Source organism: Tateyamaria omphalii, from assembly GCF_019802125.1.
Taxonomy (GTDB): domain Bacteria; phylum Pseudomonadota; class Alphaproteobacteria; order Rhodobacterales; family Rhodobacteraceae; genus Tateyamaria; species Tateyamaria omphalii_B.
In genome coordinates this window covers 524,036-542,676 of the sequence record NZ_JAHVHT010000002.1, presented here as the reverse complement: position 1 = coordinate 542,676, position 18,641 = coordinate 524,036, and the positions used below count along the sequence as shown (strand labels likewise).

General features: G+C 60.2%; 19 protein-coding genes. 14 read left to right on the top strand and 5 right to left on the bottom strand.

Annotated features, from left to right (window positions below; translation table 11 throughout):
* The first annotated feature begins 93 nt into the window (after window positions 1-93).
* From KUV51_RS11665 to arfB, 8 genes are all read left to right on the top strand, one after another.
* A complete protein-coding gene (locus tag KUV51_RS11665; protein WP_222521795.1) occupies window positions 94-660 on the top strand; it encodes an acyl-CoA thioesterase in 567 nt (188 codons plus the stop codon).
* Complete coding sequence (locus KUV51_RS11660; RefSeq protein WP_261385787.1) at window positions 657-1,202, top strand: AAA family ATPase; 546 nt, start codon at window positions 657-659, stop codon at window positions 1,200-1,202. The genes KUV51_RS11665 and KUV51_RS11660 overlap by 4 nt, the downstream gene beginning before the upstream one ends.
* Before the next feature lie 76 nt (window positions 1,203-1,278).
* The gene (locus KUV51_RS11655) at window positions 1,279-2,676 is read left to right on the top strand and encodes an MFS transporter (protein ID WP_222521793.1); all 1,398 of its coding nucleotides are present in this window, start codon (window positions 1,279-1,281) and stop codon (window positions 2,674-2,676) included.
* Complete coding sequence (gene mepA, locus KUV51_RS11650; RefSeq protein WP_222521792.1) at window positions 2,646-3,566, top strand: penicillin-insensitive murein endopeptidase; 921 nt, start codon at window positions 2,646-2,648, stop codon at window positions 3,564-3,566. The genes KUV51_RS11655 and mepA overlap by 31 nt, the downstream gene beginning before the upstream one ends.
* Entirely contained in the window at window positions 3,539-4,372 is an 834-nt protein-coding gene (locus tag KUV51_RS11645; RefSeq protein WP_222521791.1) for an esterase-like activity of phytase family protein, read from the top strand. Before mepA ends, KUV51_RS11645 begins: the two co-directional genes overlap by 28 nt.
* 64 nt (window positions 4,373-4,436) lie before the next feature.
* The gene (locus tag KUV51_RS11640; protein WP_222521790.1) at window positions 4,437-5,078 is read left to right on the top strand and encodes a queuosine precursor transporter; all 642 of its coding nucleotides are present in this window, start codon (window positions 4,437-4,439) and stop codon (window positions 5,076-5,078) included.
* Between the two features lie 239 nt (window positions 5,079-5,317).
* Window positions 5,318-5,674, top strand: a complete 357-nt coding sequence (locus KUV51_RS11635) for a VOC family protein (protein WP_222521789.1) — start codon at window positions 5,318-5,320, stop codon at window positions 5,672-5,674.
* 20 nt (window positions 5,675-5,694) lie between these two features.
* Window positions 5,695-6,117 carry an alternative ribosome rescue aminoacyl-tRNA hydrolase ArfB gene (gene arfB / locus KUV51_RS11630; protein ID WP_222521788.1) on the top strand — a complete coding sequence of 141 codons (423 nt, stop codon included), beginning with the start codon at window positions 5,695-5,697 and terminating at the stop codon, window positions 6,115-6,117.
* A 2-nt stretch (window positions 6,118-6,119) separates the two neighbouring features.
* Here arfB and KUV51_RS11625 read toward each other — a convergent pair whose 3' ends face one another.
* The 4 genes from KUV51_RS11625 to pncA all read right to left on the bottom strand — a co-directional run bounded on the left by KUV51_RS11625 (window position 6,120) and on the right by pncA (window position 9,184).
* Window positions 6,120-6,299, bottom strand: a complete 180-nt coding sequence (locus tag KUV51_RS11625) for a hypothetical protein (protein WP_222521787.1) — start codon at window positions 6,297-6,299, stop codon at window positions 6,120-6,122.
* 118 nt (window positions 6,300-6,417) lie between these two features.
* The gene (locus KUV51_RS11620) at window positions 6,418-7,119 is read right to left on the bottom strand and encodes a hypothetical protein (protein WP_222521786.1); all 702 of its coding nucleotides are present in this window, start codon (window positions 7,117-7,119) and stop codon (window positions 6,418-6,420) included.
* 116 nt (window positions 7,120-7,235) lie between these two features.
* Window positions 7,236-8,528 (bottom strand): nicotinate phosphoribosyltransferase, encoded by a 1,293-nt coding sequence (gene pncB / locus KUV51_RS11615; RefSeq protein ID WP_222521785.1) that lies wholly within the window; start codon window positions 8,526-8,528, stop codon window positions 7,236-7,238.
* Between the two features lie 59 nt (window positions 8,529-8,587).
* The gene (gene pncA / locus KUV51_RS11610) at window positions 8,588-9,184 is read right to left on the bottom strand and encodes a bifunctional nicotinamidase/pyrazinamidase (RefSeq protein WP_222521784.1); all 597 of its coding nucleotides are present in this window, start codon (window positions 9,182-9,184) and stop codon (window positions 8,588-8,590) included.
* Window positions 9,185-9,271: 87 nt separating this feature from the next.
* Between pncA and KUV51_RS11605 the strand changes: the two genes are divergently transcribed.
* The gene (locus tag KUV51_RS11605; RefSeq protein WP_222521956.1) at window positions 9,272-10,195 is read left to right on the top strand and encodes a rhodanese-related sulfurtransferase; all 924 of its coding nucleotides are present in this window, start codon (window positions 9,272-9,274) and stop codon (window positions 10,193-10,195) included.
* Window positions 10,196-10,442: 247 nt separating this feature from the next.
* Here the strand turns inward: KUV51_RS11605 and KUV51_RS11600 are convergent, their stop codons facing one another.
* The gene (locus tag KUV51_RS11600; RefSeq protein ID WP_222521783.1) at window positions 10,443-11,657 is read right to left on the bottom strand and encodes an MFS transporter; all 1,215 of its coding nucleotides are present in this window, start codon (window positions 11,655-11,657) and stop codon (window positions 10,443-10,445) included.
* Window positions 11,658-11,787: 130 nt separating this feature from the next.
* On the opposite strand from KUV51_RS11600, the gene KUV51_RS11595 reads away from it, so the two are divergent.
* From KUV51_RS11595 to KUV51_RS11575, 5 genes are all read left to right on the top strand, one after another.
* The gene (locus KUV51_RS11595) at window positions 11,788-12,627 is read left to right on the top strand and encodes a flagellar motor protein MotB (RefSeq protein WP_222521782.1); all 840 of its coding nucleotides are present in this window, start codon (window positions 11,788-11,790) and stop codon (window positions 12,625-12,627) included.
* Window positions 12,628-12,723: 96 nt separating this feature from the next.
* Complete coding sequence (locus tag KUV51_RS11590; protein ID WP_222521781.1) at window positions 12,724-14,025, top strand: flagellar hook protein FlgE; 1,302 nt, start codon at window positions 12,724-12,726, stop codon at window positions 14,023-14,025.
* A 39-nt stretch (window positions 14,026-14,064) separates the two neighbouring features.
* Window positions 14,065-15,519, top strand: coding sequence for a flagellar hook-associated protein FlgK (gene flgK / locus KUV51_RS11585; protein ID WP_222521780.1), 1,455 nt, complete (start codon window positions 14,065-14,067; stop codon window positions 15,517-15,519).
* A gap of 3 nt (window positions 15,520-15,522) precedes the next feature.
* Entirely contained in the window at window positions 15,523-16,530 is a 1,008-nt protein-coding gene (locus KUV51_RS11580; protein WP_222521779.1) for a flagellin, read from the top strand.
* Window positions 16,527-17,627, top strand: coding sequence for a flagellar basal body P-ring protein FlgI (locus KUV51_RS11575; RefSeq protein ID WP_222521778.1), 1,101 nt, complete (start codon window positions 16,527-16,529; stop codon window positions 17,625-17,627). Before KUV51_RS11580 ends, KUV51_RS11575 begins: the two co-directional genes overlap by 4 nt.
* Window positions 17,628-18,641 lie beyond the last annotated feature (1,014 nt).

The following is an 18,641-nucleotide window of genomic DNA, read 5'->3' as shown; positions in this document are numbered from 1 at the left end:
CTAGGGCGAAGGGGCATGTGGCGCAAGGTCACGGGAGCCACGCCATTGAACTTTCGCTGCGCTGCCGCACATAGAACGGCAAGGAGAAATGCCATGTTTCCATTCGTTCGTCTGGCCAAGGAAATGGTCAAAGCTCGCAAGCAATCGCCGCTGGGCCTGACCGACCTGCACGTCACGCAGCACCGCGTCTGGCCCTGGGACCTCGACGGGTTCCTGGAATTGAACAATGGCCGCGCCCTGACGCTGTATGATCTGGGGCGCCTTGGTCTGGGCCAACGGGCAGGACTGATCGACACGCTCAAGGCAAACCGCTGGGGCCTGACGATGGCAGGGTCGTCCGTGCGCTATCGTCGTCGTCTGCACGCCTTCCAGACGTTCGAGATGCGCAGCCGCGCGGTGTGCTGGGACGACAAGTTCACCTATCTGGAACAGTCCATGTGGAAACCCGACGGCGAATGCGCGAGCCACGTGCTCTACCGCTCTGCCGTGACAGACAGGAACGGGATCGTCCCACCCGCCAAGGTTCTGGCCGCCATGGGGCAAGATGCCGTTTCACCACCCACACCGGACTGGATCACCGCATGGATCAAGGCAGAGGCCCAGCGCCCCTGGCCGCCCATGCAGGATGCGCAGGCGCCCAAGCTCAAGTCGGTGGCTTGACCGGCCCAAACACAAACCTGTTCCTGATCAGTGGCTGCTCGAGCGGTGGAAAATCTTCCCTGCTCACACACTTGCGCGCCCAAGGGTTTGCAACAGTGGCCGAACCCGGCCGCCGCATCATTGCCGAGGAACGCAAAGGGGCCGGCCACGCCCTGCCCTGGCGCAACCTTCGCGCCTTTGCCGAACGCGCGCTTGCAATGGGCCTGTCCGATCTTGAGGCGGCCACGTCCGCTTCAGAACCAGTGTTCTTCGACCGCGGTGTCGTGGATGCCGCCGTGGCGCTTGAGCACACAAACGGCCCAGCCGTGCGCGAAAGCCTTGGTGCACAAAGACACTACGCGATCCCCGTTTTCATCGCTCCGCCGTGGCCAGAGATCTATGTGCAGGACGCAGACCGGGCCCATGGGTTCGACGCGGCAGTCGAAGAATTCGACCGCCTGATGACACATTTCGCCGCCTTGGGGTACGAGACATGTCTCCTGCCCAAACAGAGCGTTGCGGAACGGGCGCAGTTCGTTCTCGCGCGGCTTGGTCTGTCCTGAGGCAGGGAAACCTTACCTTGCCACAACGCCCCCGTCCTGCTTTGGTCGCGCCAACAAAAAAAGACGGGGACGAGGTATGGCAGAGATCAGCCTGAAAAAGCGCATTTGGGGCTGGATGGCCTTTGATTGGGCAACGCAGCCATTTTACACACTTGGGCTGACATTTATCTTTGGTCCCTACTTTGCGGCCGTGTCGCTGGGCTATTTCGAGACAACGACAGACGATCCGAAAGCGGCCCGCGCCGCCAGCCAGGCCCTCTGGTTCTGGGGGTCGACCATCGCAGGCCTGTTCATCGCCTTCACCGCGCCCCTGATCGGGGCATATGCCGACAGCACCGGCAGGCGCATGCCGTGGGTCTGGATGTTCAGCGCCATCTACTTCGCGATGACCTGGGCGCTGTGGTGGACGTTCCCGGATGCGTCGACGCTGTTCATCATCCTGATTGCATTCAACGTCGGCCTCATCGCGTCCGAGTTCATGCTGATCTTTGTCAACGCCATCCTGCCATCGCTGGGCGACAAGGACGAGGTTGGCAAGATTTCCGGCAACGGGGCGGCGCTTGGCTATTGGGGCGGCGTGGTGTCCCTGTTCATCATGCTGCTGCTCTTTGCAGAGAACGAAAGCGGCAAGACGTTGATCGGGCTGGATCCGGTACTCGGCCTCGATGCCGGGGCGCGTGAAGGCACACGCTCTGTCGGGCCCTTCATCGCAATCTGGTTCGCGGTCTTCATGATCCCCTTCTTTCTGTGGGTCCGCGAACCGAAGCAAGCCAACCGAACCGGCGGCATTTCTGATGCCATGGCGGACCTCAAACAATCCCTCAAGGGTGCCCTGAAGCGCCGTTCGCTTCTGAACTTCCTCGTTTCATCCATGTTCTACCGCGATGCGCTGAACGCGCTTTATTCAGCGGGCGGGGTCTATGCCACGCTGATCCTGGGGTGGAGCATCATTCAGATCGGCGTGTTCGGGATCGTGGGCGCGATCACCGCGGCCGTCGCGACCCAGATCGGCGGCATCTTTGACAGCCGCCTCGGCCCAAAGCCCGTGATCAAGTTCTGCTGCTTTGTCCTGATCGCTGTCACGCTCGTCATTGTGGGCATGAACCGCATCAGCCTCTTTGGCGTCATTGCACTGTCCGAAGGCTCGGCCCTGCCCGACATCATCTTCTATATCTGCGGTGCCGCCATCGGGGGCGCGGGCGGCGCGATCTATGCCGCATCCCGGTCGATGATGGTGCGCCACACCCATCCCGAACGCCCAACAGAGGCCTTTGGCCTCTTCGCATTGTCCGGCAAAGCGACGGCCTTTCTCGCACCGATGATGATTGCGCTCTTCTCGACCATGACAGGCAGTGCGCAATTGGGTTACATTCCGGTTATCGCTCTGTTCGTTCTCGGCCTCTGGCTGCTGCGCTACGTGAACCCCGAAGGAGACCACGCCAAATGGTCAAAATCCGCCGTTCCTGTACCCTGATCGCCGCCCTTTTGCTCTGCGCCTGCACCAGCGGCGCGGGCACCGACATTTCGGGCGCACCCACCCCTGACGTGGATCCAGCCACGTTGCAAAATGTAGCCAAGGGCCAATTCGGCGCCAAACGGCGCGCCTCCGCCCAAAATTCAGCTGCCTTTGGCGGCTATTCGCGCGGGTGTCTGGCCGGCGGTGTGCAACTGGCCGAAACCGGGCCGACCTGGCAGGCCATGCGACTCAGCCGCAACCGCAACTGGGGCCACCCCGAGCTTGTGGACTACGTGCAGGACCTCAGCCGCGCTGCGGCCAAACAGCCCGGATGGTCAGGGCTCTATATCGGTGACATGAGCCAACCGCGCGGCGGGCCGATGCTGACCGGACACCGCAGCCACCAGATCGGGCTCGACGCCGACATCTGGATGCTGCCCGCCCGGAATCTGACCCTCAGCGCCGCCGAGCGCGAGAACATCTCCTCCATCTCCACCCGCCGGTCCTCGGGCGCCTATACCAACGGCAACTGGACCCGGGCGCATCACGAGATCATCAAGGCCGCCGCCAGCGACAGCCGCACGGCCCGCATTTTCGTTTTTCCGGGTGCCAAAGTTCAGATGTGCAAGGATGAAACCGGCGACCGGTCCTGGCTGCGCAAGGTGCGGCCCTGGTGGGGACATCACTACCACTTCCACGTCCGGCTGAACTGCCCGCGCGGCGCCCGCGGTTGCGTGGATCAGGCCGCCCCACCGCCCGGCGACGGCTGTGCAGATGCACAGCAATGGGTGAACAACATCCTCAATCCACCACCACCAGACCCGAACGCACCAGCCCCAAGACCACGCCGCGAACTTCGTGTCGGAGACCTGCCGCAACAATGCTCTGGCGTTCTGGCCTCGCGCTGATCCTGACCGCAGCCGCCGCAACTGCCGATCCGCTGACCTTCGTCCGAAGCTGGACCATGGTCTCGGATCGGGCGGATTTCGGCGGTCTGTCGGCAATCGAGATGGAGGATGGCAACGCCGCCATCGTCCTGTCCGATCGCGGTGCGCTGTTCACACTCGCCCTCGACCGCGATGCGCTGACGGTAGACATTGGCTCCGCCACACAGCCCCGCCCCGACCGCGACAGCGAAGGGCTCGCGCGGTCGGGCGACACGCTCTATTTCAGCTACGAGGGCCCAGCGGAAATTGTTGCCCACGATGGCACGCGCATTCCCCCGCACCCGGATTTTTCAACCTACCATCCCAACGGCTCACTCGAGGCGCTCGCCGCAGACGAGGACGGGACCCTCTACACCCTGCCCGAACGGTCGGGCGCCAAGGACCGCCCTTTTCCGATCTATCGATACAGGAACGGCGCATGGGACATCCTCACCACACTGCCGCGCACCGGGCCTTTCCTGCCTGCCGGGGCCGACATCGGACCCGATGGGCTGCTCTACATCCTCGAACGCGCCTTTACCCCGCTCGGCTTTCGCAGCCGTATCCGCCGCATGGATCCGAATGCACCGGACGTGCCCGCAGAAACGCTTTTGACGGCATCGGTCGGGCAGCACGACAACCTCGAAGGGCTCGCCATCTGGCAATCCGAGAGCGGCGCCACCTGCCTGACCATGGTGTCCGACGACAACTTCCTGCCCGTACAACGCAGCGAGTTGGTGGAATACGCCCTGACGGAAACCCTTGCGGGCGGTGCGACCTGCGATTAGGAGACGCCCGTCCGGCACGGTGCCGGGCCAAGTCGCCGCTACCTTGCAAAAACGGGCACCAGATATGACACGCGCACACCTTCCCGGCATCATTGCCATGGCCGCCATCGTCGTGGCCTCGAACATCCTCGTCCAGTTCCTGTTCGGAAACTGGCTGACCTGGGGGGCGTTCACCTACCCGCTGGCCTTCCTTGTCACCGACATCATGAACCGCGTCTACGGCGCAGGCCCTGCGCGCACGGTGGTCTTTGTCGGCTTCATCGTCGGCGTCTTCTGCTCGCTCATCGGCACGCAGATCATGATCCAGGGAGACGGGTTCACCTACCCCGCCGTCACCTTCCGCATCGCTATCGGCTCCGGCCTCGCCTTCCTGACAGCGCAACTGCTCGACGTCGGCATCTTCTCGGCCCTGCGCCGCGGTACGTGGTGGAAAGCGCCGCTGGCCTCCACCATCATCGGCAGCTCGGTCGATACGGCCATCTTCTTTACCATCGCGTTTTCCGGCAGCCTCATGTGGCTCGAGCCCGGCAACGACGTGTCCTGGGCGGGCGAAGTGTTGCCGCTTCTGGGCGTCGGTCCCGCCGTTCCGCTCTGGGTTTCGCTCGCGGTGGCCGACTGGATGGTCAAGCTGTCGCTGGCGCTCATTGCTTTGGCACCCTTCCGCTGGTTCACCGCAAGCGCGGCGGAGCCTGCTGAAATCCGTTGACTTTCGCAGGCACTGTGCCACCATCAAATGTGAGTTCAACATTTGAAAGGAGGTGATCCAGTGTCGAGAAAGGTATTGGAGAGAGGTGTCGGAACAGCTTGGGAGGTCGCCTGCTAGGGCAGCCCCGCGCGGCGCAGACCGCCAAGTTGGTCGGTTGATCTAACCGGCACAACCTCCGAAACATTTCGAGAAGGGCCGCCCACACCAGGCGGCCCTTTTTCGATCCAAGGGAACATACCATGTCACCACCGCTCAGCAGCCTTGTCCTCTACACCTCCCGGATGGAGGAGATGGCGCAGTTCTATACGGACCATTTTGGCTACAGCCCACATGTCGAGGAAGGCGACCGGATCGTCGAGCTGCGCCCACCGGGCAACGGCATGACCCTGCTGCTGCACCCGATGGGCAAGGGGCGCAAACAGGGGCAGGTGCTCGTCAAACTGGTCTTCGCCATGGAAGACGTCGCCGCGTTCTGCGGCGCTGCAAGCGCCAAGGGGCTTGAGTTTGGGTCGCTGCACAAGGCAGATGGCTATGTCTTTGCCAACGCCAAGGACCCCGCCGGCAATTCGATCAGCGTATCGGGTCGGCTGGCCTGATCAGGACCGCACCGAACGCCATGCTACGCATCAACGACGACATCACGATACAAGACTGGGAACTGAGCGAGCAATTCGTGCGCGCTTCCGGCCCTGGTGGCCAGAACGTAAACAAGGTGGCGACGGCGGTCGAGCTGCGGTTCGAGGCGCAGCGCTCGCCCTCCCTGCCCGGCCCGGTCAAGACCGGACTCAAACGGCTGGCCGGTCGGCGCTGGACCACCGAAGGCGCGCTGATCATTCAATGCGACGAAACCCGCAGCCAGGCGCGCAACCGCGACATCGCGCGGCAGCGATTGGTGGACCTGATCCGCAAGGCATTGGTCAAACCCAAGCGTCGCATCGCGACCAAACCGACGCTTGGATCCAAAAAGCGGCGGCTGAAGGCCAAGAAGGAACGGGGTGAGGTCAAGGCCCTGCGCGGCCGCGTGGGCCCTGACGAGTAGGTTCAGCCCAACGACAGAAGGTCGATGGCGGCGCGTTGCGACGTGGTGTCGTCGTAGCCCTGCGCATAGGGCGCAAAGCTCATCGGCACGCTGTCACCGCGCGTCACATAATGATTTGAACCGCCGCACGCTGCGACGGTGGTAAGGGCTGCCAATACAAAGGCGAACTGAATACGTTTCATGTGTCTGCTCGATTCAATAGTTGCTTGGTTATTGTGATCAGTATCACGCTCAATCTTGGCAATTTTACGGTGAATGTTCGCGAATTGAGGACAAAAGCCATGGCGTTGCCGTGCCGATCTAGCTCAAAAGGTTAATGCTGGACCGCGCCGAATGCGCCTCACGCACCAGGGCGTCGGTTGTCAGCATGTGCCAGTCCAAACCGGTTTGCCCCTGCTGCGCCGCCTCGTCCATGTTGGCCCGAGCACGGCGCGCCGTGTCCTCGCTCGCGCTCAGCGCAGCAGCAAGTTCGGCGCGGCTCAGGCGAATGGCATCCACTCCGGCCTCATACTCCGCGTCCGACAACGCGCCCGCATCGCGGCGCATCGCAAGATCAGCCAATTCGGCATCCTGTTCCCGCAGCAATTCGGGCAATGACACGGTGATCGCATCCATCTGGTCCGTCATCCCACGCAGGCTGCGCACCAGCGCATTGGCCGACACGAGGTCGACCCGTTTCTGAACCTGACGTTGGCCCGCATGATGCCCGACAACGGCGCCAATCGCGCCACCGGCCGCAGCACCCGTCACGCATTTCCCCGCATTGGACCCCGACACCAGCACAAGGCCGCACCCGACCGCAGCACCCGTGACTGCCCCCTTGATCCGCGACCGGCGTTCCAGATCACGCGCCATGCGCGACAAGGCGTCGGCCTGATGCTGAAGCTCTTCGCGATCGACGCTCGCAGCAAACGCCATCGTATTGTCCAGCCGGGTCACTGCGTCGGTCATTGGTGCCGCACAGCCTGTCAGAAGGGCCAGAAGCGCGACCGTAACGGTCATGGATTTAGGGTGCATTTCAGTCGTACCTGCTTTGCTTTTCTCGTTTGCGCAAAGCGGTAGGAAACAAATGCGGCTGAAATTAGGCTATTGTTTCTAAAATTGCGAAAGACGGTCGATCAGACCAGAACTTCCATCTCTTTCTGCTCCCCAACGCCGAAGACGCGCTTGTAGCGTTCGATCTCGGCCTTGGGCCCCATCGCCTTTTTCGGGTTGTCAGACAGCTTGACCGTCGGAAACCCATTTGCCGACACCGCCTTGCAGACCAGCGAAAACGGCGCCAACTGGTCATCGGGCGCGAGCCCTTTGAAATCGTTGGTCAGCATCGTGCCCCAACCGAACGACACCTTCACCCGCCCCGCAAACTGCTGATGCAACTCGACAATCTTGTCCGCATCCAGCCCGTCGGAAAAGATCACCAGCTTCTCGCGCGGATCTTCTCCCCTTTCCTGCCACCACTTGATCGCCACCTCGGCCCCTGTGGCCGGGTCGCCGCTGTCGATCCGAATGCCGGTCCAGCCCGCCAGCCAGTCGGGCGCGCGCTTCAGGAACCCTTCGGTGCCATATGTATCCGGCAGGATGATCCGCAGGTTCCCTTCATGCTCGTCATGCCAGTCGCTCAGCACGTCATAGGGCGCACGCGCCAGATCGGCATCGGACTGGGCCAGGGCGGAATACACCATGGGCAACTCATGCGCATTTGTCCCAATGGCCTCCAGATCGCGGTTCTTCGCGATCAGGCAATTCGACGTACCTGCGAATTGCGCCCCCAGCCCCTCGCCCATGGCCTGCACACACCAGTCCTGCCAAAGGAAGGAATGCCGCCGCCGCGTACCAAAGTCAGCCACGCGCGGCCCGTTCTCCTGCCGCAGCTTCTCGATCTTTTCCCACAGCTTTGTCATCGCACGGGCATAGAGGACCTGAAGCTCAAACTTGCCCATCTCGTTCAGCACGGCCCGCCCACGCAACTCCATCAGCACGGCCAAAGCCGGGATTTCCCACAGCATCACCTCGGGCCATGACCCTTCAAAGGTCAGTTCATACTGATCGTCCCGCCGCTCCAGATGATAGGCAGGCAGGCGCAGCGCCTCGAACCAGTCCATGAACTCGGGCGTGAACATCTGCCGCTTGCCATAGAACGTGTTACCGCGCATCCACGTGCTCTCGCCCCGGCGGAGGGACAGCGAGCGAATGTGATCGAGCTGCTCCCGCAACTCCCCCTCATCGATCAACTTGGCCAGCGGCACGTGCTTCGACCTGTTGATCAGCGAAAACGTCACCTGCGTGTCCGGCTTGTTCCGAAACACCGACTGGCACATGAGCAGCTTGTAGAAATCCGTATCGATGAGCGACCGCACGATGGGGTCGATCTTCCATTTGTGGTTCCAGACACGGGTGGCGATGTCGACCATATGCAGGCTTCCTTGAACGGCTGGCCCCGTTGTGCCCTACCTTGGCGGGTGGGGGCAAGTCAGGCCAGTTTGACGCCCGCGCCGGTCATCCCCTCGGTCGCAGCAACCAATGATCCGTCCAAATCAATCGCCCGACACAAATCCATCCGCACATCGACCGTGAACCCCAGCTTCGCCGCATCCACGGCAGAGAAGTTCACGCAGAAATCCGTCGCCAACCCCACCATGGTCAGATCCGTGATGCCCCGCGTGCGCAGATAGCCATCCAGCCCTGTCGGCGTCTTCTGATCATTTTCGAAGAACGCGGAATAGCTGTCGATGGCGGGCCGATAGCCCTTGCGCACGATCATATCGGCCCGGTCTGCATTCAGGTCCGCGTGAAAATCGGCCCCATCCGTTCCCTGTACGCAATGATCCGGCCACAGCACCTGCGGCCCGTAGGGCATGTCGATCATGTCATATGGGCCTTTGCCCTCATGCGACGATGCGAACGACGAATGCCCCGCCGGATGCCAATCCTGCGTCAGCACGACGGCCTCGAACTCCGCCATCAGCGCGTTGATGCCCGGCACGATCACGTCGCCCTCCGGCACGGCCAGCGCGCCGCCGGGGCAAAAGTCGTTCTGGACGTCGATCACGATCAGGGCACGGGTCATGGCGTGAGCCTCCTGCTTTGCATAGCTGCCTTGTGACACCCGCCCGCCCCCTTGCGCAAGGGCACACCCATCGCCTATCTCGCGCCCATGTACACCATCGCCGCCCTCTACCACTTCACACGCTTCAACGATCCCGCCGCGATCAAGGGACCGCTGGCCAAGCTGTGCTGCAATGCGGGCGTCAAAGGCACCCTTCTACTGGCCCCTGAGGGGATCAACGGCACCATCGCAGGCCCGCGCGCCGGTATCGACGCGGCCCTCGCTCATATCCGCGCCTTGCCCGGCTGCGCCGATCTGGAGTGGAAGGAAAGCACCAGCGATACGCCCCCATTCGGCAAGATGAAGGTGCGGCTGAAGCGAGAGATCGTGACCATGGGCCAGCCGGATGTCGATCCGGAAGCCCGCGTGGGTCACTATGTCGACCCCACCGATTGGAACGACCTGATCGGGCGCGAGGATGTCGCCGTCATCGACACGCGCAACGATTACGAGGTCGCGATCGGGACCTTCGACGGCGCAATCGACCCCGCCACCCGCAGCTTTGGCGAGTTTCCCGCCTGGTGGGAGGAAAACAAGCACCGCTTCCACAACAAGAAGGTGGCGATGTTCTGCACCGGCGGCATCCGCTGTGAGAAGTCCACGAACTACCTGCTCGGTCAGGGGATCGAGGATGTGTTCCACCTCAAGGGCGGTATCCTCAAATATCTTGAGGAGGTGCCAGTCAATGAGAGCACGTGGCAAGGCGAGTGTTTTGTTTTCGACGGACGGGTGAGTGTCGGCCACGGTTTGCAGGTCGGCCCGCACCAGCTCTGCCACGCCTGCCGCCGCCCGATCCTTCCCGCCGACCAGTCGCGCCCGGAATACGAGGCGGGCGTCAGTTGTCACCACTGCATTGACGAGACCGGCACCGAGGACAAGGCCCGCTTTCGTGAGCGCCAAAAGCAGATCGAACTGGCCCGCGCACGGGGCGAAGATCACCTCAGTGGTCCCATGGTCCCCGACAAAAGCTGACATGGGCGGACGACACGTCCGCCTTACGATTGACGCGGTTCAGCCGGATTAACCCTTCATCAACCTTTGGCACCGCGCGCACCGTTAACCACGGCTATTTCGCCAATGCTGCGCCGCGGCGGTGTACAGGGGGTGCACGCATGGTGCACGGGGGGTGACAGGCCCATCCCCCTTGTTTTTATGACGTTAACGCGCAATTCGCAGAAATTGCCCAGACGGTGCACAGAACCGTTGCGCGTACGGTGCCTCAAACCGGACGCAGAACGTGTTGCGGACGGGCACGGAACAACAGCCAAATCATGATCGCGATGTTCAAACCGTTCCAGGCTATCCCGTTCCAGAACGCCATCTGGTAGCTGCCGGTCACGTCATAGATCCACCCCGACATCCACCCGCCCAGCGCCATACCCATGATCGTGGCCATCATCACGAACCCGACCCGCGCGCCCGCCTCTCGGGCGGGCATGTATTCCCGCACAATAATGGCGTAGCTGGGCACGATACCGCCTTGGCTCAGGCCAAAGATCAGGCTCACCACGTAAAGCGACACAAGGGCGTCGGACGGCAGATACAAAAGCAAGGCAATGCACTGCAGGACCGACCCCAAAAGCAGCGTCCGCACGCCCCCCAACCGGTCCGCCAGCACCCCAGACACCAACCGCGAACCGACACCGCCCAGCAGCATCAGCGCCAGCATCTCGGCCCCCACTGCAGGCCCGTAGCCAAGGTCCACGCAGTAGCTGACGATATGAACCTGCGGCATGGACATCGCCACGCAGCAGCCCACCCCAGCCAGACCCAAAAGCCATGCCAGGGTCCGGGGCGAAAGCCCGACGGACGCGGCGTTCGCGGTTGACGACGCTTCGGCCAATTCATGCGCTGTATCAGGCACTTGGCGGCGCAACATCAGGGCCAGGGGGATCACCACAACCAGCGTTGAGATAGCCAGCACCGCATAGGCTGCACGCCAGCCCTGATCCTCCAGGATGCCCGCCAAGAGGATCGGCCAGATCGCACCTGACAGGTAGTTGCCGCTCGCCGCGATGGCGACGGCGATACCGCGCCGCTTCAGAAACCAGTGCGAGATGTCTGCGATCAACGGCCCGAACCCCACCGACGTGCCAAGTCCGATCAACAGTTGCGCCAGCGACAGTGCAAGGATCGACCCACTCAGCATCGCAAGCCCGTAGCCCGCGGCAATCGCCAGCGCGCAGGCAATCAAAACTCGCGTGACGCCCCAGACATCCACGGCCCGACCCACGACAAAGTTGCCCACGGCAAACCCGATCATGGTCAGGGTATAGGGCATGCTGGCAGCCGCTCGGCCGACCCCGAACTCGGCCTCGACGGCCGGCATGATCACGATGATCGCCCACATGCCTACATTTGCGACCATCGCAATCAACAGGGTCACGCCAAGGCGCACCCAGGAATAGCTGCTATCATGCGGTGACAAGCTCATGCGTCATCTGCGCACCGGGCCGGGTAAGGTGCAAGACGTCGACACTGAATATCGACAATTCGAACCGTTAAGAGCGCCGTAACTGGCCCCATGCTACGTCCTTCTCTGGGTGAAAATCGAGGTGTGGGATATGAGCGTGCAAGCCAATGCGCGGCCAATCATCATCAAGAAGAAAAAGGTGTCGGGCGGCGATGGCCACCATGGCGGCGCCTGGAAGGTGGCCTATGCGGACTTCGTGACCGCGATGATGGCGTTCTTCATGTTGATGTGGCTCTTGAATGCGACGACGGAAAAGCAACGCAAGGGGATTGCCGACTATTTCTCGCCGACGATCCCGATCAATCGCATTTCCGGTGGCGGCGATGGCGCTTTCGGCGGTGACAGTGTGTTTTCAGAAGTAACCTTGCCGCAAAATGGAACCGGCGCGTCTTCGCAACGTCCCACGGAGGCGAAACAGGCCCGTGGTGAAATCGGCGGGCAGGACGGTGACGATCCGTCTGCCGAACAGAACGAGGTGTTTGAGTCCCTGGAAGCGAAGCTGCTCGGCAAAGGCGGTGAAACCAAGGTCATGGACAACGAGTTACAACACATCGTAACCCGTCTGACCGATGAAGGGTTGGTCATCGAGTTGTTCGCACTGGAAGACACGCCTCTTTTTGAAGATGAGACGGACATACCGACGTCACTGCTGCGCGATCTTGCGCGGTTGATAGTCGAAGCGGCACGCACGGTTGAAAACGACATCGCGGTCGAAGGTCACGTTCAGGCCGAACCGATTGTGCTTGCAGACCGCGCAGCTTGGAAAATGTCTGTGGCCCGGGCAGACGCGATGCGCAAGTTGCTCAAGCAAACAGGCGTGGCGACCGAACGTGTGACCCGGATCACGGGACATGCCGATCGCGAGGCAGCGGTCAAGAATCCGATGGCCGTGCGGAACAACCGGATCGAAGTGATCTTTCTGCGAGAGTGAGTGTGGAATAGCTTGGATTTTATCTGTTAGCCGCACGTTAAGGCGGCGGGCCTATCTGTTGACCGAATTTGGTTGGTACAGCAGAAAGGCGTGTCCATGACGATTTCTTCCTCGCTCAATGCAGGTGTTGCAGGGCTACAGGCAAATGCAACGCGATTGGCGTCTATCTCGGACAACATCGCGAATTCATCAACCTTTGGTTACAAGCGGGTTCAGACTGATTTTCAGTCAATGGTGATCTCTTCGAACGGTGCGACCTATTCCGCGGGCGGCGTGCGCGCGTCGACAGAACGGTTGATTGATCAGCGCGGCTCACTGGTGTCGACATCAAACGCGACCGACCTGGCCGTGCGAGGTCGCGGGATGCTGCCGGTTGCGCAGCTCACAGATGTCAATCTGGCCAACGGGAGCAACCAAATGTTCCTGACAACAACCGGGTCTTTCCGAACGGACGCAGCTGGATATCTGCGCTCTGATTCTGGTCTTGTCTTGATGGGTTGGCCAGCTCAGCCCGACGGCACGGTCCCAACGTTCCCGCGGGATACTTCGGACGGCTTGCAACCTGTTCAGATCAACGTGAACCAGTTTTCGGGTGAACCGACAACCAAGCTGTCGCTGGGTGTGAACTTGCCTGCGACAGATACGGATGCGGGGTCTGCAGGTGACGTGCAATACCTTTCTGTCGAGTATTTCGACAATCTTGGCACATCCGAAAACATCAACATCAGCTTTACCCCAACCGTTCCGGGAACAGGTACATCCAATGAATGGACGATGCAGTTGACCGACTCCGCCCTCGACGGTGCAGTGGTTGGCGAATATGTCCTGACCTTCGACGACAGCAGAACTGCGGGAGGTACGCTTGCTTCGGTGACAACAACCAGCGGCGGCGCATATGACCCGGCCACAGGCAACATCGTCATCACTGCAGAGGGCGGACCGCTTGAAATCAACATCGGCCAGTTGGGTGAAAGCGACGGCCTGACGCAGCTGTCTGACAGCTTCGCACCCGTATCCATTTCGAAAGACGGCTCGCCCGTTGGAAACATGACCAATGTCGAAGTCGATGCCAACGGATTTGTAACGGCATTTTTCGATACGGGGATCAACCGCACGATCTACCAGATCCCTCTTGTAGACCTCCCCAATCCCAATGGGATGGTCGCTCTGGACCAACAGACCTACCTGCCCTCGCCAGAAAGCGGCAGCTTCTTCCTTTGGGACGCCGGTGACGGTCCGACAGGCGATATCGTGTCTTATGCACGGGAAGAATCCGCTGTTGATGTGGCTGGTGAACTGACTGCAATGATCCAGACGCAGCGCGCCTACTCATCCAACGCCAAGGTGATCCAGACCGTGGATGAGATGCTGCAGGAAACAACAAACATCAAACGCTGATAACAGCTATCGGCACAACTGAGAGCGGGGCTTGGCGACATGTCACTTTCCAGCGCACTACACTCTGCAATGTCCGGAATTCGAGCCGCGAGTCGCGGCTCGGAAATCGTGTCGAGCAACATCGCAAACGCCAACACCCCCGGTTATGCACGCCGGACACTTTCGATTTCGTCCGATACCAGCGGAGCGGCGATAGGTGTCAGGATCAACGGCGTAGTGCGCCATGTCGACCAGCAGGTGATCAACGATCGACGCCTGGCAGAGGCAGAGGCGGGGTACAGGTCGGAAACCACGTCGGCGCTAACCAAGATCGAAGACCTGATCGGCACGCCCGACAGCGCAGGATCGCTCGCAGCGCGTGTCGCAGATTTTGAACAAAGTCTCATCACCGCAGCCAGCCGACCGGACGCGACTGAACGCCTGACTTCCGTGGCCTTTGCTGCAAAGGATCTTGCGAAATCGATCAACGGCATAGCCCAGGGAATCGAGGATGCTCGCACGCAAGCGGATCGCAGCATAGATGCACAGGTCCAGCGGCTGAACGATGCACTTAAAAATATTGAAACGCTGAACTCCCGCATCGTCGCAAGTAACAAAAAGGGCACCGAACTGTCCGCATTGCAGGACCAGCGCCAACTGATAATTGATGAGATCAGCGAAATGGTCCCAATCCGCGTCGTCCCCCGAGATCACGGGGCCGTCGCGCTATATTCAACGGGCGGTGCCATCCTGTTGGAAGGCCGCGCCGTTGAAGTCGGCTTTGAGCCGGCAAACGTGGTCACGGCCTACCAGTCGGTGAGCGATGGTACATTGTCCGGGCTGACACTGAACGGGGTCTCCGTAAACACAAGCGCTGACAGAGGGCGTCTGCATGGCGGGACACTAGGCGCACAATTTGAAATTCGCGATGAGATCGCACCGGCAGCGCAGGTACAGATCGACGCCCTCGCACGCGACCTGATCGGTCGCTTCGAAGACAGCGGGGTGGATCCAACCCTCGCTGCGGGTGACCCAGGATTGTTCACGGACGCGGGCAACGCGCTCGATCCCTCGGATGAAGTCGGATTGGCGAATCGTATTGGCTTGAATGCGCTGGTCGACCCGGAAGCAGGTGCAGAAACCTGGCGGATCAGAGACGGATTGGGCGCAACCGCCCCCGGCGATGCAGGCGATGGAACACTCCTGATCGCATTGAAGGAGGTACTGGTGGCGAAACAACCTCAGGCGTCCGGTTCATTTGGCTCATCCGGTTTGGGTGTGGATGGAATCGTCGCCAGTATTTCATCGCAAATTGGTTCTGATCGCTTGCGGGCCGATCAGCAACTGTCTTTTGCGTCAGCTCAAGCTGTTGAGCTGGCACAAATTGAATTGGCCAATGGTGTTGATACGGACGCTGAAATTCAGACGCTCATGATCCTTGAACAGGCCTATGCTGCAAATGCGCGTGTGATCTCGACAGTTGATGAAATGTTCGACGCCCTGATGAGGATCTAGAGAATGAACACTTATGGATTGGGTGATCTTGCCCAGACATTCCTTCTGCAGCGTCGCAGCGCAGCTCTCAAAACAGAGATGACGCGTCTGAACGAAGAATTGGCGAGTGGGCAGGTCAGTGATGTCAAGTCTGTGCTGGCTGGTAATGTCAGCTACCTCTCCGACATTGAAGGAGACATGCGCACGCTGTCCGCATACAAGGTCGCGACGTCAGAGGCAGCACAATTTTCCGAAAGCGCGCAAACCGCCCTTGACCGAATGGATGCCAGCGCAGGCGCCCTGAGCACCACACTTCTCAATGTCTCTTCCAGCGCGGTTGGACCAGTCCTGGATCAGCTTTCAGTCGATGCGACAAATGAATTCCAGACGATTGTGTCCGCACTGAATACTTCAAGCGCGGGGCGTTCCATCTTCGCCGGGGCTGCAACGGACGGCCCCGCTTTGATCGACGCGGATACCATTCTTGATGACCTTCGCGCCGCCGTGGCAGGCAATACGACCGTGCAGGATATTATTGCGGCAGTAACTCAGTGGTTCGACGACCCGGCCGGGTTCCGCAGTGCCGCATACTCGGGATCAGACAGTTCGATCGCACCCTTCCAGATAGCTGACGACGAGCAGGTCCTCGTAGACCTGAAAGCAGATCAGGCTGTTTTCAGAGATCTACTCAAAAGCACCTCGCTGGCCGCTCTTGCGGCTGACGACAACTTGGACCTATCGAGCGAAAGCCAACAGGACCTTCTCGAGTTGGCAGGGACGGAATTGATCATGGCCAAGGATCAACTCACCGCAACGCAGAGCAACCTGGGCTCTGCACAAGCGCGCATCGACACCATCGCGACCCGGAACGCCACGCGAGAAACCACGCTCGAGTTCGCCAAAGGCGCTTTGCTTCAAGCTGATCCGTATGACACCGCAACTCAATTGGAGGCAGTCCAATTCCAGCTCCAGTCCCTCTATACGATTACCGCCCGCATGTCGGATCTGACACTGGTAAACTTCGTCAGATGATCCGTGTTCTGATTTGCCTGTTCGCCATCGCCTTGGGGACGGCCGCCGTGGCCAACCCGGTACGGATAAAGGATCTGGTCGACTTTGACGGCGTGCGCGGCAACGATCTGGTCGGCTATGGGCTGGTCGTCGGACTGGATGGAACAGGTGACGGTTTGCGGAACGCACCGTTTACCGAAGACATCATGACCAACATACTCGAGCGTCTCGGCGTCAACGTGACCGGTGAGCAATTCCGTCCCAAAAACGTTGCGGCCGTAATTGTCACTGCGACGTTGCCTCCGTTCGCACGCAGTGGCGCTCAGATTGACATCACCGTGTCTGCAATTGGTGACGCCAAAAGCCTGCTCGGTGGCACTCTCGTCATGACGCCGATGAACGCCGCTGATGGCGAGATTTACGCTGTGGCCCAAGGCACGATCATTGCCGGTGGTGCTGTGGCAGAGGGAGATGGCGCACGCGTGACACAGGGCGTACCGACCTCTGGCGTAATCCCCTCCGGCGCGAGAATCGAACGGGAAATAGACTTTGAATTGAGCAGCCTGACAAACATGCGCCTGGCGCTGCGTGACCCTGATTTCACGACAGCGGCCCGCATCGAAACTGCCATCAATGATGAGTTTAGACGGTCTGTCGCAACCATGCTGGATTCCGGAACGGTATCACTGAACATTGCTCAGACGCGCGCGCGCTCAGCAGCGCACGCTTTGGGACGTATCGAAAACATCACCGTTGAACCGGAACGTAAAGCGCGGGTTGTTGTCGATCAGAGGTCCGGAACAATCGTTATGGGCGACGACGTGCGCATTTCCCGCGTCGCGGTGTCACAAGGCAATCTCACGCTTCGCATTCAAGAACAACCGCTTGCGATCCAACCCAACCCATTTGCTGACGGGCAAACCGTGATAGTGCCGCGCACCACGGTGGACCTGCAGGAAGACGACGGACCAGGACTGGCCGAAGTTCCCGAAGGCGCTTCTCTTTCAGAAGTCATTGCGGGGCTGAACGCGCTCGGCGTTGCTCCAAGAGACATGATCGACATCCTGAAGAGTATCAAAGCGGCCGGCGCGTTGCATGCAGAGTTTGTCGTCAGATAGCTTTGATACCGCCTCGCTGCCTGCAGCACGTGGCCTTTTTGGCTGACATAAACTGAAAAAGCCCAACCTCTTACAAAACAACTCTGGCTTTCAGGGCTCGGGCTCGTTGGGTTTCAAAGCCATTGAATGACGGTTGCATCGAAGGCGGTGCTGAGAGCAAGGCCATTCGACACCTTTCGGATCCTCTGCCATGCGCGGCCAGTCTTCGAGCGTTCCGAACATGATTTCGATCCAATTGAGCCGCGTTTGGCCGCGCTTGCGAGCGAGCAAAGCAAGCTTGCGAGCAAGGATGCAGGCACCATACTGCGGTCTTTTAATCTTCTCGGATCCAGTCTGTATCATCGCTTCGATGCTCGAGCATATGTATATCTTGGGCAAGTTCTCACGTGATGTGATGCTCTTGTGCAAGCGCACCCACCGACCTGCCCAACTCTGCATAGACTTGATAGCGATGTTCGTCATTGTCTTTCCCACCAATGCGGGACCTGCTTCATCCATCACAAATGGCATGCAACCTCGCGTTCTTCACACCCTTCGCTCGAACAATAAGGCGACTAAACCGCTCTCTCCGGCACCTGTTCTGATCGCTGTGCCGTGGATCGTGCAATAGGTTACCGTGATCATTATCGCCTCTCCTTTGTCTTGCTCGGTAGCCAGATCCGCCACTATTTGGGCGGGACACCCAATCACTCCAGGGCTTCCGACGATTGTAGACCGTCTTATGCGGCCCGTGTTCCGAGGGCGCATATGTCCGACGCAAGCCATTGCGATATGTGAAACTGGTTCTGCTCGACATGTACTTGTCATCAATGATGAGCTTTTGGTGCGTTGTTAAAACACAGCTCCAGCGGCGTCATCTGCATGTCGCTCAACGCAGACAGCGGACATGTTCACCGCTTGTTTTCGAGCCCTGCACCATTCGGCAAATCGAAAATCGCCAAGTTCTGACGTCGGGCGTCAGGGCTCCGATGGTCTGACTTTGAAACGGCAGAGGCCGCCAAGCACCACACGCAA